This is a genomic window from Halomonas sp. DP4Y7-1, from assembly GCF_019800705.1.
Taxonomy (GTDB): domain Bacteria; phylum Pseudomonadota; class Gammaproteobacteria; order Pseudomonadales; family Halomonadaceae; genus Halomonas; species Halomonas litopenaei_A.
On the sequence record NZ_JAHVKS010000004.1, the window covers coordinates 1 to 14,133 of the forward strand.

Annotated in this window: 13 protein-coding genes and 1 rRNA gene; 10 read left to right on the plus strand and 4 right to left on the minus strand. The window is 60.7% G+C overall.

The features are described from left to right. Positions 1-114, plus strand: a 5S ribosomal RNA gene (gene rrf, locus KUV72_RS08975); the annotation flags it as partial. Between the two features lie 980 nt (positions 115-1,094). Continuing rightward, the gene (locus KUV72_RS08980) at positions 1,095-1,583 is read left to right on the plus strand and encodes a DUF2938 domain-containing protein (RefSeq protein WP_206936860.1); all 489 of its coding nucleotides are present in this window, start codon (positions 1,095-1,097) and stop codon (positions 1,581-1,583) included. On the opposite strand, the gene KUV72_RS08985 is transcribed toward KUV72_RS08980, so the two are convergent. Both KUV72_RS08985 and KUV72_RS08990 read right to left on the minus strand, forming a co-directional pair. Continuing rightward, on the minus strand, positions 1,576-2,319 hold the full coding sequence (locus KUV72_RS08985; protein ID WP_206936862.1) for a hypothetical protein: 744 nt from the start codon (positions 2,317-2,319) through the stop codon (positions 1,576-1,578). The two genes, KUV72_RS08980 and KUV72_RS08985, sit on opposite strands and share 8 nt — an antisense overlap. Positions 2,320-2,438: 119 nt before the next feature. Further along, positions 2,439-3,386 (minus strand): LysR family transcriptional regulator, encoded by a 948-nt coding sequence (locus KUV72_RS08990; RefSeq protein ID WP_206936863.1) that lies wholly within the window; start codon positions 3,384-3,386, stop codon positions 2,439-2,441. Between the two features lie 246 nt (positions 3,387-3,632). Between KUV72_RS08990 and rhmD the strand changes: the two genes are divergently transcribed. From rhmD to KUV72_RS09030, 8 genes are all read left to right on the plus strand, one after another. Next, a complete protein-coding gene (gene rhmD, locus KUV72_RS08995; RefSeq protein WP_206936865.1) occupies positions 3,633-4,817 on the plus strand; it encodes an L-rhamnonate dehydratase in 1,185 nt (394 codons plus the stop codon). 24 nt (positions 4,818-4,841) lie between these two features. Next, on the plus strand, positions 4,842-5,171 hold the full coding sequence (gene rhaM / locus KUV72_RS09000) for an L-rhamnose mutarotase (protein WP_206936866.1): 330 nt from the start codon (positions 4,842-4,844) through the stop codon (positions 5,169-5,171). Then, entirely contained in the window at positions 5,168-6,064 is an 897-nt protein-coding gene (locus KUV72_RS09005; protein ID WP_206936868.1) for an amidohydrolase family protein, read from the plus strand. The genes rhaM and KUV72_RS09005 overlap by 4 nt, the downstream gene beginning before the upstream one ends. Positions 6,065-6,130: 66 nt before the next feature. Further along, the gene (locus KUV72_RS09010; protein ID WP_206936869.1) at positions 6,131-6,901 is read left to right on the plus strand and encodes an SDR family NAD(P)-dependent oxidoreductase; all 771 of its coding nucleotides are present in this window, start codon (positions 6,131-6,133) and stop codon (positions 6,899-6,901) included. A gap of 71 nt (positions 6,902-6,972) precedes the next feature. Next, positions 6,973-7,782: an aldolase/citrate lyase family protein gene (locus tag KUV72_RS09015; protein WP_222238071.1), complete on the plus strand. Its 810-nt coding sequence runs from the start codon at positions 6,973-6,975 to the stop codon at positions 7,780-7,782. Positions 7,783-7,834: 52 nt separating this feature from the next. Then, a complete protein-coding gene (aldA, locus tag KUV72_RS09020) occupies positions 7,835-9,271 on the plus strand; it encodes an aldehyde dehydrogenase (RefSeq protein WP_222238072.1) in 1,437 nt (478 codons plus the stop codon). A 130-nt stretch (positions 9,272-9,401) separates the two neighbouring features. Continuing rightward, positions 9,402-10,757: a GntP family permease gene (locus KUV72_RS09025; protein ID WP_222238073.1), complete on the plus strand. Its 1,356-nt coding sequence runs from the start codon at positions 9,402-9,404 to the stop codon at positions 10,755-10,757. Positions 10,758-11,014: 257 nt separating this feature from the next. Next, entirely contained in the window at positions 11,015-11,455 is a 441-nt protein-coding gene (locus tag KUV72_RS09030) for a hemerythrin domain-containing protein (RefSeq protein WP_206936877.1), read from the plus strand. Between the two features lie 116 nt (positions 11,456-11,571). On the opposite strand, the gene cysK is transcribed toward KUV72_RS09030, so the two are convergent. After that, positions 11,572-12,543: a cysteine synthase A gene (cysK, locus tag KUV72_RS09035; RefSeq protein ID WP_206936878.1), complete on the minus strand. Its 972-nt coding sequence runs from the start codon at positions 12,541-12,543 to the stop codon at positions 11,572-11,574. A gap of 261 nt (positions 12,544-12,804) precedes the next feature. Continuing rightward, on the minus strand, positions 12,805-13,743 hold the full coding sequence (locus tag KUV72_RS09040) for an alpha/beta fold hydrolase (protein ID WP_222238074.1): 939 nt from the start codon (positions 13,741-13,743) through the stop codon (positions 12,805-12,807). Positions 13,744-14,133 lie beyond the last annotated feature (390 nt).

Consider the following 14,133-nt stretch of genomic DNA (forward strand, 5'->3'; position numbering starts at 1 on the left):
TGACGACCATAGCGAGTGGGAACCACCTGATCCCTTGCCGAACTCAGAAGTGAAACCGCTCAGCGCCGATGGTAGTGTGGGGTCTCCCCATGCGAGAGTAGGTCATCGTCAGGCATTTACATAAGCAAAAACCCCCGACTCCGAAGGAGTTGGGGGTTTTTGCTTATGTCTGACCGATGACCCTTCCTCGCATGCGAGAGTAGGGTGAGAGCCGCCCGGACAATGCAACGCATTGTCAGGCTCGAACGGGCGAGGGATGTAAAGCCGCTTGCGGCGCCCCGAGCCCAGGCTCAAGGCCACGAAGTGGCCGCAGAGGCGTCAGGCATTTATTCAGAAGAAGCCCGGTTATCGAGAGATAATCGGGCTTTCTTTTGTGTAAAAAGCCGCATGCATGGGCTCTTGATACGTTCAGCCGCTCTTTATTTGTGGGGCCGCGCCGATAACCCCCTCGGCGCGGTCCGGCCGCTCGCAAGCTCGCGTCGTTCGCCACCCCTTGCAGCTTCGCTGCAAAAGCTTGGGGTGACTCACCCCCATGCGAGAGGCAAGCTGCCTGGTTGCTAGTGCCACTGCGGATATCGGGATTTTCCACAAGGTCAAGATCGTTGCCCATAGATGAGTGCGGGTCGATGGCTCCCTCGGCGTGGTCCGGCCTGGCTCTTCTCAAGGGCGGGCTCGTGGCGTTCGCCACCCTTTGCAGCTTCGCTGGAGCCGTTGTAAAGAGCGCCAGGGTGGCTCACCCCCATGCGTGAGTAGGCGGAAGGCCGCCCCGACGTCAGGCATTTATTTAGAAAAGCCCAATTCCGAAAGGAGTTGGGCTTTCTTTATTTAAGAGCCGCATGCATGGACTCTCTATACGTTCAGCCATTTGCTACACGTGGGCGCGCTTAAGCACTATCCGCTGCGCTCCAGTTCGTCGTGATGAGGGGCTGGGCGTCTATGTCCCGGCCTTAGCGCAGCGATCACGGGAGATCCACCCAAAAGAGCATTGTGGAAATGTGTCGACCTATTCGATAGTAGAGCGAACAGGGATGGGCCTAGTGGCTTTTCTCTACTGGATCATCAGGGGGCACGAGTGCCCCGGCAGGGAGGCGAACATGCTGGAAACCTTGGGACTTGCGGTATTGATCGGGCTTGGTGGCACTGCGCTACTCGATGTATGGAACCTGCTGCTGAACAGGACGTTGGGTCAGCCGCTACCGCCCTGGCACCTGATCGGCCGCTGGTTCGCTGGCCTGCCGCGAGGTCAGCTGGTTCATCGTCAAGGTATCTCCTCGTCGGCACCTGTCCGAGGTGAGCTGGCCATCGGATGGTGCATGCACTACGTGGTAGGAATCAGTTTCGCGCTGGTACTTCTGCTGATTTGGGGCCTTGAATGGGCCGCTATGCCGACGTTTGGTCCGGCTCTGCTGGTGGGGCTGGTGACCGTTGGGGCCGGCTGGTTCATCCTGCAGCCGGGACTGGGGGTTGGCGTGGCTTGTTCCAATGCACCGAACCCTGGTCTCGCACGCATGAATAATGTGGTAGGTCATGTGGTGTTCGCGCTCGGCATGTATCTGGCGGCTCGACTCTTTACTGCTATCTGAGCGGCGCTCTGATCAGTGATGCAGGGGTGAAGTGTGGCTCCAGGTAGACCGTGTTGGCGCTAAGGGGCATGCCTTGCAGCGCTGCGGTGAGTGACGATCGAGTAAGATCCGGTGCTGCCAAGGCTACCGCTTCGCCGAGCAGGATGCCCAGGGCATAGCCTCTTAGGGACTCTGGCCCTTGCTCATGGGCAGCGGCCCAGCTGAGTGCTTGCGGATGAGGAATGGCGAGAATCACATCATGTCCGTTGGCGGCCAAGGCTGCGGCGTGATTGCCCAGATGACCAAGGCATCCTGCCAAGGTACGTGGCGTCTGCCGTCGCTCACCGTCTTCCAGCTCTGCCACGATGTCCTCGCTGGTGACCAGTGCAACGTCGGGCGCTGCCGTCACCGGTAATATCATGGTCAGCAGGCGAAAGCGGAACTCATCGCCATCTTGCCCCAGTAGGCCGACCTGCTCGGCGCTGATGCGGCGCACCTCAGCCAAGGCTGCCAGGAGGCAGGCGGTTTTCAGGCGCTCTTTCAACATGGTGTCCAGCTCCACCAGGGTGAACAGGGCATCCTGTCGTGTGGTCATTTCAATCCGATGTGACGAAGGACCCTGCTGGTTGTGGCGGGAAATGGCGGCGCTAAAGCCGATATCAAGATCGGAGCTGCCGGAGATACCGATCAAGACACGCTGATCGTCGGCAGCCGGAGCGGCATTCGCCGCGTAGCTCGGGTGACTGGGGTGACTCAATAGGACAACGCACCCTGCCAGAAGCAGGCTTCGAAGGACGGCTCTCAATAGGAAGGTCCTTGTCGCATGTTGTATTAGCAAACCACCAATAGCGCGAGTGATCAAGCCAGGGATGACTGTCAGCGGGACCCATGCTTGAGCGTTGCGGCCTCTTGCCGCAAGCGTTCCGCCAGGGCGCGAGCCGGCTCGCTCAGTAAGCTGTCTTTGCGAGTGATCAGGCCGAAGGGAGCCAAGGTTCTTGCCAGAGTGACCGGTAGGCGCTGCACGCGCTCCATCTCGAGGTGCTCTCTCAGCACACTTTCTGACATCACCATCAAGCCATCGCTGCGCTGTACCAGCTGCAAGGCAGCAAAGATCGAGCTGCATTCGATCACGTCCCGAGGCGATACCACTCCCAAGGTCTCGAAGGCTTTTTCCAGGGCCTGGCGCGCCGGTGTGCTCATCGGCTGCAGGATCCACGGCCATTCATCCAGCAGGGCCGTCAGTGGCGGAAGGTCGTGTTCCAGTAGCGGATGTCCGCACCGTACTACCGTCAACAGGGTTTCCTCGCCGAGAGGCTCGAAATCAAAGGCATTGTGCTGCAGGACGGAGGTATAGCGTGCGATAGCCAGTTCAATCTTGCCCTGTTCCAGTAGTTCGGCTAGCTGGTCGCTGGTCTCGCCCATCAGGCGTATCTGCAGCAACGGTCGGTCACGTTTGAGGGCGATGATGGCACCAGCGACCAGGTCGGGTGCTGCACCCATGATGGCTCCCACAGCCAGCTGCCCTTGGCCGCCTAGTTGATGACGGCGAACTTCCTCGGCGCAGCGGTCGAGTCGAGCCAGAGCGTTGTCCGCGAAGTCGATCAGCATCTCACCCACGCTGGTGGGCAACATCCCTCTGGACGTTCGCGTGAACAACTGGCTAGCGAAGGTCCGCTCGATTTCGCTCAGCATTCGCGTTGCTGCTGGCTGAGACATGTGCATGGCATCGGCTGTCTGATGGAGATTTCGACGCCGCCCCAGCGTCGAGATCATCATCAGGTGCTTGTAGCGCAAGCGAGACAACAGGGCGTGATGGGTGTCCATCCTGGCTCCCGGAATGCAATGTGATACCCGGAGATTATGGGGTGGCGCGACCAAGTTGATGTTAGACATTGGTCTGTATTACCAAGTTAGGCTTTATCAGGCCAGTACCGACAAACCCCCGCCCATGGGACTTTACGCACTCTGATAATAAAAAGGTATCGCGCAAGCCGGCTTTTTGATTGGTGAGGCTATGCCCGGATTGGCTAGAAAGGTGTCAGTCCAAGTGCATAAGCGAGGAAGCGCTACATGAGTGCGGTCACCATCAAGCAGGTTCGTGCCTTCACCGTTCGCGGTGGGGGTGCCGACTACCACGATCAGGCCGAAGGTCACTGGATCGACGGGCAGATATCCACGCCCATGAGCAAGTATCCCGAATACCGAATGAATCGCCGCAGCTTCGGGCTCAACGTACTGGGCACCCTGGTGGTGGAGGTGGAGGCCAGCGATGGCACGGTAGGTTTTGCTGTGACCACTGCCGGCGATATCGGTGCCTTTATCGTCGAGCGGCACTTGGCGAGGTTTCTCGAGGGTCGCAAGATCACCGAGATCGAGAAGATGTGGGATCAGATGTTCAACGCCACGTTGTTCTATGGGCGCAAGGGCATCGTGATCAATACCATCTCCGGGGTCGACCTGGCCCTCTGGGATCTGCTCGGCAAGGTGCGCGGCGAGCCGGTACATGAACTGCTGGGAGGGGCCGTGCGCGATGAGCTGCAGTTCTACGCCACCGGAGCACGCCCGGACCTGGCCAAGGACATGGGTTTTATAGGTGGCAAGATGCCGCTTGTTCATGGCCCCGCCGAGGGCAATCAGGGGCTGGCCCGCAACCTTGAACATCTGGCCGAGATGCGCTCCCGGGTCGGTGACGACTTCTGGCTGATGTATGACTGCTGGATGAGCCTGGACGTGAACTACGCCACGCGATTGGCTCAGGGGGCTAGCGAGCTTGGCCTCAAGTGGATCGAGGAGGCCCTGCCGCCAGACGATTACTGGGGGTACGCCGAACTCAAGCGCAATGTGCCCAAAGGCATGTTGGTCAACACCGGTGAGCACGAGGCCACTCGCTGGGGCTTCCGCCTGCTGATGGAGATGGACTGCTGTGACGTCATTCAGCCCGACGTGGGCTGGTGTGGTGGGGTGACTGAGCTGATCAAGATCTCCGCGCTGGCCGACGCTCACAACAAGCTGGTCGTGCCGCACGGCTCCTCGGTCTACAGCTATCACTTTGTGATTACCCGCCATAACAGCCCCTTCGCCGAGTTCCTGATGATGGCCCCGAAAGCCGACGAGGTGGTGCCAATGTTCCATCCGTTGCTGCTGGATGAGCCGGTGCCAAGCCAGGGCCGCATGTCGGTATCGGCGCTGGACAAGCCGGGCTTCGGGGTACGCCTCAATCCCGAGTGTGAACTTGCACGCCCATATACTCACTGACGTCGAACGCCTCGAGGAAGCCCTATGGAACTTAGAGCCTTCCGTATGACCCTGAGTCCCGGTCAGCAAGCCGAGTATCGGCGCCGTCACGATGCGCTATGGCCCGAGCTGGGCCAGGCACTGGCTGAGGCCGGAGTGATCGACTATCGCATCTACGTGGACAGCGAACGGAACGCTCTTTTTGCGGTGATGCAGCTGGCCGAGGGGCACACCGTCGATGACTTGCCAAAGCTCCCTGTCATGCGGCGGTGGTGGACGCACATGGCCGATATCATGCAGACCCATCCCGATGATTCGCCGGTGGTGGTGGATCTCGAGGAAGTCTTTACCTTCGGTCCGGGAGCGACGTCATGAGCGTGTTATCGGTCGTTGATCCTCATCTGCATTACTGGTCCCTGGCGAACGGTATCCAGCCATGGTTGAACCGTCCAAAGCCCAACCTACTGGGCGACTACACGCCGATGGCGAAAGATCATCTGCCGAGGGACCTTGAGCGTGCCCGAGGCGCGATCGACATCGAGGCCTGTGTTCATGTGGAAGCCGATGCTGTTGATCCGGTAGCGGAGACTCGCTGGCTGACGCAGGTGGTCGATAGCGGAGCGCCACTGGCACCTGATGCCCTGGTGGTCGGCCTGGATCTGTCGCGACAGGACGTGGAGGCGCGACTCGATGCCCAGAGGGCGATGAGCGACAGGGTTCGCGGCGTGCGCCAGATCCTCAATGTGCATCATGATCCGCTTTACGACTATGTCGGTCGTGACTACCTGAGCGACCCTGTGTGGCGCCGAAATCTGGCGCTGCTGGCCGGCCGAGGACTGTCCTTCGATCTCCAGATCTACCCGAGCCAGATGGCCCAGGCGGCAGCGTTGGCGCGTGAATACGACGACATCCTTTTCGTGCTCAATCACGCGGGCATGTACGTGGACCGCCAGCTTCTCGATGGCTGGCGCCTGTGGAGAGACGGACTGCGTGAGCTGGCGGCCTGCGACAACGTCATGATCAAGCTCAGTGGATTCGGCATGCTCGACCACCAGTGGACGCGTGACTCCCTGACACCACTGGTATGGGAAGCCATCGATGCCTTCGGCGTCGAACGCGCCATGTTCGCCTCCAACTTTCCGGTGGATGGCCTGTACGCCGGTTATGAAGACATCTGGCGAACGTACCTCGAGATCGTGGCTGGCGCTTCTGCGAGTGAACGTGATGCCCTGTTTCGCGACAACGCCAGACGCTGCTATCGGCTGTAAGGGGCGCCTCGCCCGTGGCCTCAGACCCATTGGAACGTTACGTCCCCTCTATTTCAGGAGAACGCGATGTTGCTCAACGACAAGACCGTCATCATTACCGGTGCCTCTCGCGGTATCGGTGCAGCAGCTGCATTGGAATGCGCTCGTCAGGGCGCCAACCTGGTCATCGGCTACAGCGGTAGTCCCACCAGCAAGGGCCAGGTCGATGAGTTGATTCAGCAGATCGAAGCGCAGGGGCGCAAGGCCGTCGCCGTGGGCGCCCCGGCGGAAGATCCTGACACCGGCGCGGCGCTGGTGGCCGCAGCGGTGGAGCACTTCTCCGGGGTCGACGTGTTCGTCAACAATGCCGGCATTTGCCCCTTCCACAGCTTTCTCGACATGCCTCGTGAGACCTACTTGAAGACCGTGGATACCAACCTCAACGGGGCCTACTTCGCGGTCCAGGCGGCGGCCAATCAAATGAAGGAGCAGGGCCGAGGTGGAGCCATCATCGCGGTCAGCTCGATCAGCGCCCTGGTGGGGGGCGCCATGCAGACCCACTACACGCCCACAAAGGCTGGCCTGCTGTCGTTGATGCAGTCCTGCGCGGTGGCGCTCGGGCCCTACGGTATTCGCTGCAATGCCGTGCTGCCCGGCACTATCGAGACCGACATCAACCGAGACGATTTGAGCGATACCGACAAACGTCAGTACATGGAGTCGCGCACTCCGCTGGGTCGTCTTGGGCGCCCGGACGACCTGGCCGGTCCTATCGTCTTTCTGGCCTCTGACATGGCCCGCTATGTCACCGGCGCATCGCTGCTGGTGGATGGCGGCATGTTCGTCAACCTGCAATAGAGCCAATCCTGACCCTGCATCGTGAGCCCACACCGCGATGCCTTATCCGACCTTGAAGGTGGAGTCTGATCATGCAACCTCCCGACAACCGTTTTCGCGCCGGTCTTGAGCGCGACGCCGTGCAGTACGGTCTCTGGTCTGGCTTTGCCAGCGGCTACTGCGCCGAAATTGAAGCAGGACTTGGCTACGACTGGATGTTGATCGATGGCGAACATGCGCCCAACACGGTGCCGCAGATTCTGGCCCAGCTGCAGGCGGTAGCCGCCTATCCGGTGGCACCGGTGGTGCGCTCAGTCAACCATGACCCCGCCTTGATCAAGCAGCTGCTCGACATCGGGGCCCAGACACTGATGGTGCCCATGGTGGAAACCGAAGCCCAGGCCCGCGCGCTGGTGGCGGCCATGCGCTACCCGCCCCATGGCAAGCGAGGTGTCGGTGGTGGCCTGGTGCGAGCCACGCGCTGGGACGACGTCGACGACTACCTGGCGGTGGCCCATCAGGAGCTATGCCTGATCGTACAGATTGAATCCGTCGCCGGCGTTGACAATGCCGCTGCAATTGCCGCGGTGGAAGGAGTGGACGCGGTGTTCATCGGCCCCGCAGATCTATCGTCGGCGCTGGGACACCCTGGAAACCCGGGGCATCCCAATGTGCAGAAGGCGATTGCCGCCACCATCGAGACCGTCAAGGCGACAGGCAAGGCGGTGGGAATTCTCGCTCCTCAGGAAGATGACGCCCGTCGCTACATTGGCCTTGGCTGTGATTTCGCCGCCGTGTCGATTGACGTCAGCCTGCTACGCCAGGCGGCGCGAGCATCGCTGGCAAGGTTCGATGAGACGGTGAAGGGCCGGTCGGCAACTGGCGCGTCACGTACTTACTGATGCGGCTGTGCCCCAGCACAGCATCCGACAACGACAAGACAGGAACACAGACATGAGCCAGATTCCGATTCACCAGAACTATATCAACGGCGCCTTCGTCGACTCGCAAGATCATCTGGAGGTGTTCAACCCGGCCAATGGCGAGCTGCTGTCGCGCATCCCCGAATCCGCCAGTAAGCAGGTCGAGGATGCCATCGGTGCGGCTCGCGCTGCCCAGAAGGGCTGGGCGGCCTTGCCGGCGATCGAGCGGGCCGGCTACCTGCGCCGAATCGCCGAGCGCATTCGCCAGGACGTGCCGCGACTAGCTCGCATGATCACCCAGGAGCAGGGCAAGGTGAGCGGCCTGGCCGAGGTGGAGGTGAATTTCACTGCAGATTACCTGGATTACATGGCCGAGTGGGCGCGGCGCATTGAAGGCGAGGTGATCGAGAGCGATCGGGCCAACGAGACCATCCTGATGCTGCGCAAGCCACTGGGGGTGGTGGCCGGGATACTGCCCTGGAACTTCCCGTTCTTCTTGATCGCCCGCAAGATGGCACCGGCCCTGGTGACCGGCAACACCATCGTCATCAAGCCCAGCGAAGAGACGCCCAACAACTGTTTTGCCTTTGCCCGCATCGTCGAGGAGGTGGGCCTGCCTCGGGGCGTGTTCAACGTGGTCAGTGGCACCGGCGGCAGCGTTGGACAGGCGCTCAGCGATAGTGCACGAGTGGACCTGATCAGCTTTACCGGCAGTGTCGCTACCGGTTCACACATCATGCAAAGCGCCTCGCGCCACCTGACCAAGCTCAATCTTGAACTGGGAGGCAAGGCGCCGGCCATCGTCCTCGGTGACGCCGATCTTGAGCTGGCGGTGAAGGCCATTCGCGCCTCGCGCATTATCAATACCGGCCAGGTCTGCAACTGTGCCGAACGGGTTTACGTCGAGCGCGGCGTGGCCGACGAGTTTATCGAGCGGATGTCCCGGGCGATGGATGCCACCACCTATGGTGATCCTCTGGCCCAGCCTGACGTGGAGATGGGGCCGTTGATCAATCAGGCAGGCCTGACCAAGGTCGATGCCATGGTCAGGCAGGCGGTAGCAGAGGGCGCCGAGGTGATCAGCGGTGGCAGCGTCGCCGATCTGGGCAAGGGACATCATTATCGACCCACGGTATTGGCCGGTTGCCGCGACGACATGGCCATCATGCGTCAGGAGATCTTCGGCCCGGTGCTGCCCATTCAGGTGGTGGAGGACATGGACGAGGCCATCGCCTTGGCCAATGACTCCGAGTACGGCCTGACCTCTTCGATCTATACCCGCAGCCTGGCCAACGCCATGCGCGCCTGCCGCGAGATCGATTACGGCGAGACCTACATCAACCGCGAAAACTTCGAGGCCATGCAGGGCTTCCACGCAGGTGTGCGCAAGTCAGGCATTGGTGGTGCCGATGGCAAGCACGGCCTCTACGAGTACACCCACACCCAGGTGGTCTACCTGGAGGCCTGAGGCCTCTCTGCCATCTGTCATCACCCGAGATCGTTACATCCAAGATCTCCGCCAGGGCGGAGGTCAGGGAAGCCGTGTCCCTGTGGCCCCGCTGGAGGGCCTTCAGAGTCCAGAGTGTGAAGGAGTCTTCATGGAAGTGTTGCATCTAGCCGTCGCCATTGGGCTGGTTCTTGGCCTTATTCTCTATGCCAAACTTAATCCGGCCATCGGCCTGGTGATCGGCAGCCTGTATCTCGGGCTTGCCATGGACCTGGGACTGACGTCGACGGTCGATGCCATCGGCGCGGGCTTTGGCGGCATCATGGCGGCCATCGGCCTACCCATAGGTTTTGGTGTAATCATCGGTCAGTTGATGAGCGATTCCCGCGCTGCCCATCGTATCGCTCATAGCCTGGTGGCCGCTGCTCCCAGAGGAATGGGGCTGTACGTGCTTGGCTTGACCGGTTTTCTGCTGTCGATACCGGTATTTTTCGACGTCACCTTCGTGATCTTGATCCCTCTCGGGGTGGCCTTGGCGAAGACCCTCGGCAAGCCCTTGCCCTACGCCGTCGGGGCACTGGTCATCGGTGCAGCCACGTCTCACACCATCGTGCCGCCGACACCTAACCCACTCGCAGCGGCGTCTATTCTGGGCTTTGATATCGGTCTTATGACCTTCGCTGGGCTGACAGTGGGGCTGGCTACCGCGCTGGTGGTGATGAAGCTCTACTTCACGATTCTGGACCTGGGGATCTGGAATCCGGCCAAGGACCAACAGGCGGTGGTGGCAGCAGAGTGCGGTGAGCCTGAACAGAGCCCGTCCCAGAGAATTTCCCTGGGTCTGGCGCTGACACCCGTAGCGGTGCCCATTGTGCTGATCCTGTCGGGCACTCTGTATGACTACTTCCAGCAGATTGGTGTGCTGGGGGGAGAGGCGCTGCCGCCGTTGGTGGCCTTCTTGAGCGACCGTATCGTGGCGCTGATGGCGGGTGCGCTAATGGCTTACGTCGTGGCGTCGCGGGAGATGGATCGCCACGCCCGCGATGAGAGTGCGACGCGGGGGCTGCAGACTGCAGGATTGGTGCTGCTGGTCACCGGCGCGGGAGGGTCGCTTGGCAAGGTGATTCAAGAAACACAGATCGGCAAGATGCTGGTCGACAGCCTGTTTCAAGACAGTCAGTCCGCGCTTGGCACGGTACTGCTGGCCTACGCTCTGGCGGCGGTTTTTCGTATCGCTCAAGGCTCGGGCACGGTCGCCGGCATCACTGCGATGACGATCATGGCAGGTGCCGCCAGCACCGGTGTGGTGGACCCCCTGTGGATCGCACTGGCAGCGCTCTCCGGTGGCATCAGTATTGGCCACGTCAATGACAGTGGCTTCTGGATCACTTCTCAACTCGCTGGCTTCACCGTTCGAGGGGGCTTCAAGACCTACACCTTGGGGGAGGCGCTGGTGTCGCTGATGATCCTGGCATTGGCTCTCGTAGGAGCTGTGCTATGGCCTTAGCTTCCTTCTCCTCACGTCTCAACCGGAGCAAGACGCCAACGTAGATGTCGTCTTGGCGGATAGCGCCGTCGGCTCGGTAGACTTCGGCCTCGGCAGGCAGTTGGTTGCAGTTTTCGATCTATGCGTCCATTCTTGTACAAGTTTGGTACATGATGTGGTGCGTCTTGCTACGCACAGTTCGGACCGTGATGTTGCCGGTAATCAGACGCCGCCCACGGCGCGATGCAGGCATCGCTTCAACAAGGAGGAAGAGACCTGTGACCATCTTTGAAGCCCTGCGCGAGAGCCACGATAAACAGCGCCGACTGCTGGAACTGCTGGTGGAGACGGAAGGTAACAGCGAAGGGCGTGACGAGCTGTTCAAGCGACTAAAGGAAGAGCTCGAGAATCATGCCGGTGCGGAAGAGCGAGCGCTGTACGTGCCGATGATGGAATATGACATGACCCAGGAGAAGGCGCGCCATAGCGTGGCCGAGCACCACGAAATCGATGAATTGATCGAGACGCTGGAGTCCACGGACTATAGCTCACCAGGCTGGCTGGCCAATGCCAAGAAATTGCAGCATCTGGTCACCCATCATCTGGAAGAAGAAGAGCAGGAGGTCTTTCAGCTGGCAGGTCGTGTGTTTGATGATGCCACCAAGGCCAATCTGGCCGAGGAGTACCATCAGGACATGCAGGATCGCGAGGCAGGATAGCGCGGCCTGTCGGGTCCATAGGACTCGTCTGGTGGGAGAGCGAAAGTACGACAGTACAGTGAAGGCGTCGGAGCGAGACTCCGACGCCTTTGTTGTTGAGCGCCGTCTGACGGAGCTTACTGATTCAGTTCCTGTTCGGTGAACAGTTCCGTGAACAGCGCGGAGGTAAGGTAGCGTTCGGCGCTATCCGGCAGTATCACCACGATGTTCTTGCCGGCGAATTCCGGCAGCTTGGCGATACGAGTGGCGGCCGCAACAGCTGCACCGCACGAGATACCGCACAGGATGCCTTCTTCACGCATCAGCCGGTGGGCCATCTCCATGGCATCATCATTGGTGACCGTTTCGATGCGATCCACCAGACTCATGTCCAGGTTGTCCGGGACAAAGCCTGCTCCGATGCCCTGAATCTTGTGGGGGGCAGGAGAGAGGGACTCGCCGTCCCGGGTCTGGGTCAGGATGGGGGAGTCGCTGGGCTCCACCGCCACCGTGGTGATGGCCTTGCCCTGGGTGTTCTTGATATAGCGTGAGACCCCAGTGAGGGTGCCTCCAGTGCCGACACCAGCGACGAAGACGTCGATGGCGCCATCGGTATCCTGCCAGATTTCCGGCCCGGTGGTGGTTTCGTGGATACGCGGGTTGGCCGGATTGGAGAACTGCTGGGGCAGGAAGTAACGCTCGGGATCCGACTTGGCCAGTTCCTCGGCCTTGGCAATCGCGCCCGGCATGCCCCTGGCTGGATCGGTGAGCACCAGCTCTGCGCCCAGGGCCTTCAACACCTTGCGCCGCTCCAGACTCATCGAGGCCGGCATGGTCAGGGTCAACGGATAGCCCTTGGCGGCGGCCACGTAGGCCAGGGCAATCCCGGTGTTGCCGCTGGTGGGCTCGATGATGGTCATGCCCGGCTTGAGCACGCCGCGCTCCTCCGCGTCCCAGATCATCGCTGCGCCGATTCGGCACTTGACGCTGTAGGCCGGGTTGCGGCCCTCAATCTTGGCCCAGATGGTAGCGCCTTCATTGACCCGATTCAGTCGTACCAGAGGGGTGTTGCCGATGGCCGTGGCGTTGTCTTCATAGATCCGTGCCATATCAGGGCTCCTTCGCTTGAGGCCCGCCGTCCAGCGCTGTAGCGGTGACCGCCTGTCGCGTGCGGGCTGGGGTGGTCGAGGTATAAGGCGTCTAGGTGTTCTCACTATGCATCAGTATGGCCTCTATCACGAGAGAGCGAGGACTCGCTAACCTTTCAAAGCTATCAGCGCGAGGAAAAGAGCACGCCCGCGCAGGGCGGGCGTGAGGTCGGTGGCGGGAGCCAAGTGCGTGCGCTAAGTGCGTACGTAAGACGCGTGCGCTCACTCACGGTCCCAGCGAACAAAGGCCTCGACCACCTCCTGGGGACGTTCCAGCGGATAGAAATGGCTGGCGTTCAGGTACTCCCAGGTCGCGTGAGGCATGATCCGGGCCAGGGCAACGCCTGAGACGTAGGGGGGCTGGAAGGGATCATGGATCCCCCACAGCAGCATCGCAGGCTTGTTCCACATCACCATCTGGGGGGAGGCATCAAGGGTCAGGCGATGGTCCATGGCCTTCAAGTATTCAATGAAGTGGCGCCGGGTGGAGGCGTTTTCTGCATAGTTGCCGTAAAGGTCGTTGAGTATCTCGTCTGTCAGGGTCTCGTCGGGATTCAACAGCCCCGCAGATGCGAAATTCCTGACGATGTCCCGCACGTTTTCTTCGTTGAAGATCTCTTCCGCCTCATCTGACTTGGCCTTGGCGATAGCCGCGTTGGCCTCAGGGACCGGCCACATGTCCAGCACGGCGGAGTTGCCGATGACGATCTTGCGCACCGGGTTGTGATCTTTCAGCTCAGGATCGGTCACCATGATTTGAGCGATACCACCGCCAAGGTCGTGGCCGAACAGAATATAGGGGCCTGGCATCACCTGATTGGCGAAGGCCGTCATGATCTCTGCCTGGCCCTTGAGGGAATGGTCGGCGTCCATGGGTCCGTCGGTGTAGCTGAGACCGAGCTGGCCCGGCGCGAACACATGGTAGCCCTGTTCTGCCAGCAGCGGACCGACCTTGGAAAACAGCACGCTGTTGAGGGGGATGCCATGGATGAGCATGACAGCAGGATCACCTTCCTGCCCCCACTCCCGATAGGCGACACGGTAGTCGCCCACATCTGCATATTGGCGGCCGGGCATTTCATCGGCCGCGGCGATCTGGGAACCTGCTGCCAGGGGCAGGCAGAGGGCAACAGCAAGAGCGATAGCAGGGATCGTGCGCATCAATTGGCGACTCCTTCAGGGGCGTGGTCTCTTGTGACGCGGGATGTGGTGACCTAGTGACGTTGAACAGCCTGTCCTGAGGGCGTGGGCGGCATCGCTGGGGCCGCCATTGCCAGCAGTACAGATGCCGTTCGATGGCACCCGGCTTATGCCGTCTGGAGTCCGCGCAGAGAGCACCCAGCGAACGGGTTGCCAGGCACAGTCCAGGTCAAGATCTATCCAAGACAGGTCCGATCCAAGACAGGTCCGATCCAAGACAGGTCCGATCCAAGACAGCCCCGATCCAAGACAGCCCCCATCCACGTCAAGAAAAGGCAGTTCATACTCTAGATCAGCATATGTCGTTTGAGAGTGGGCCTTGCCTATCAGAAGCATGTTTGAGCATAACGT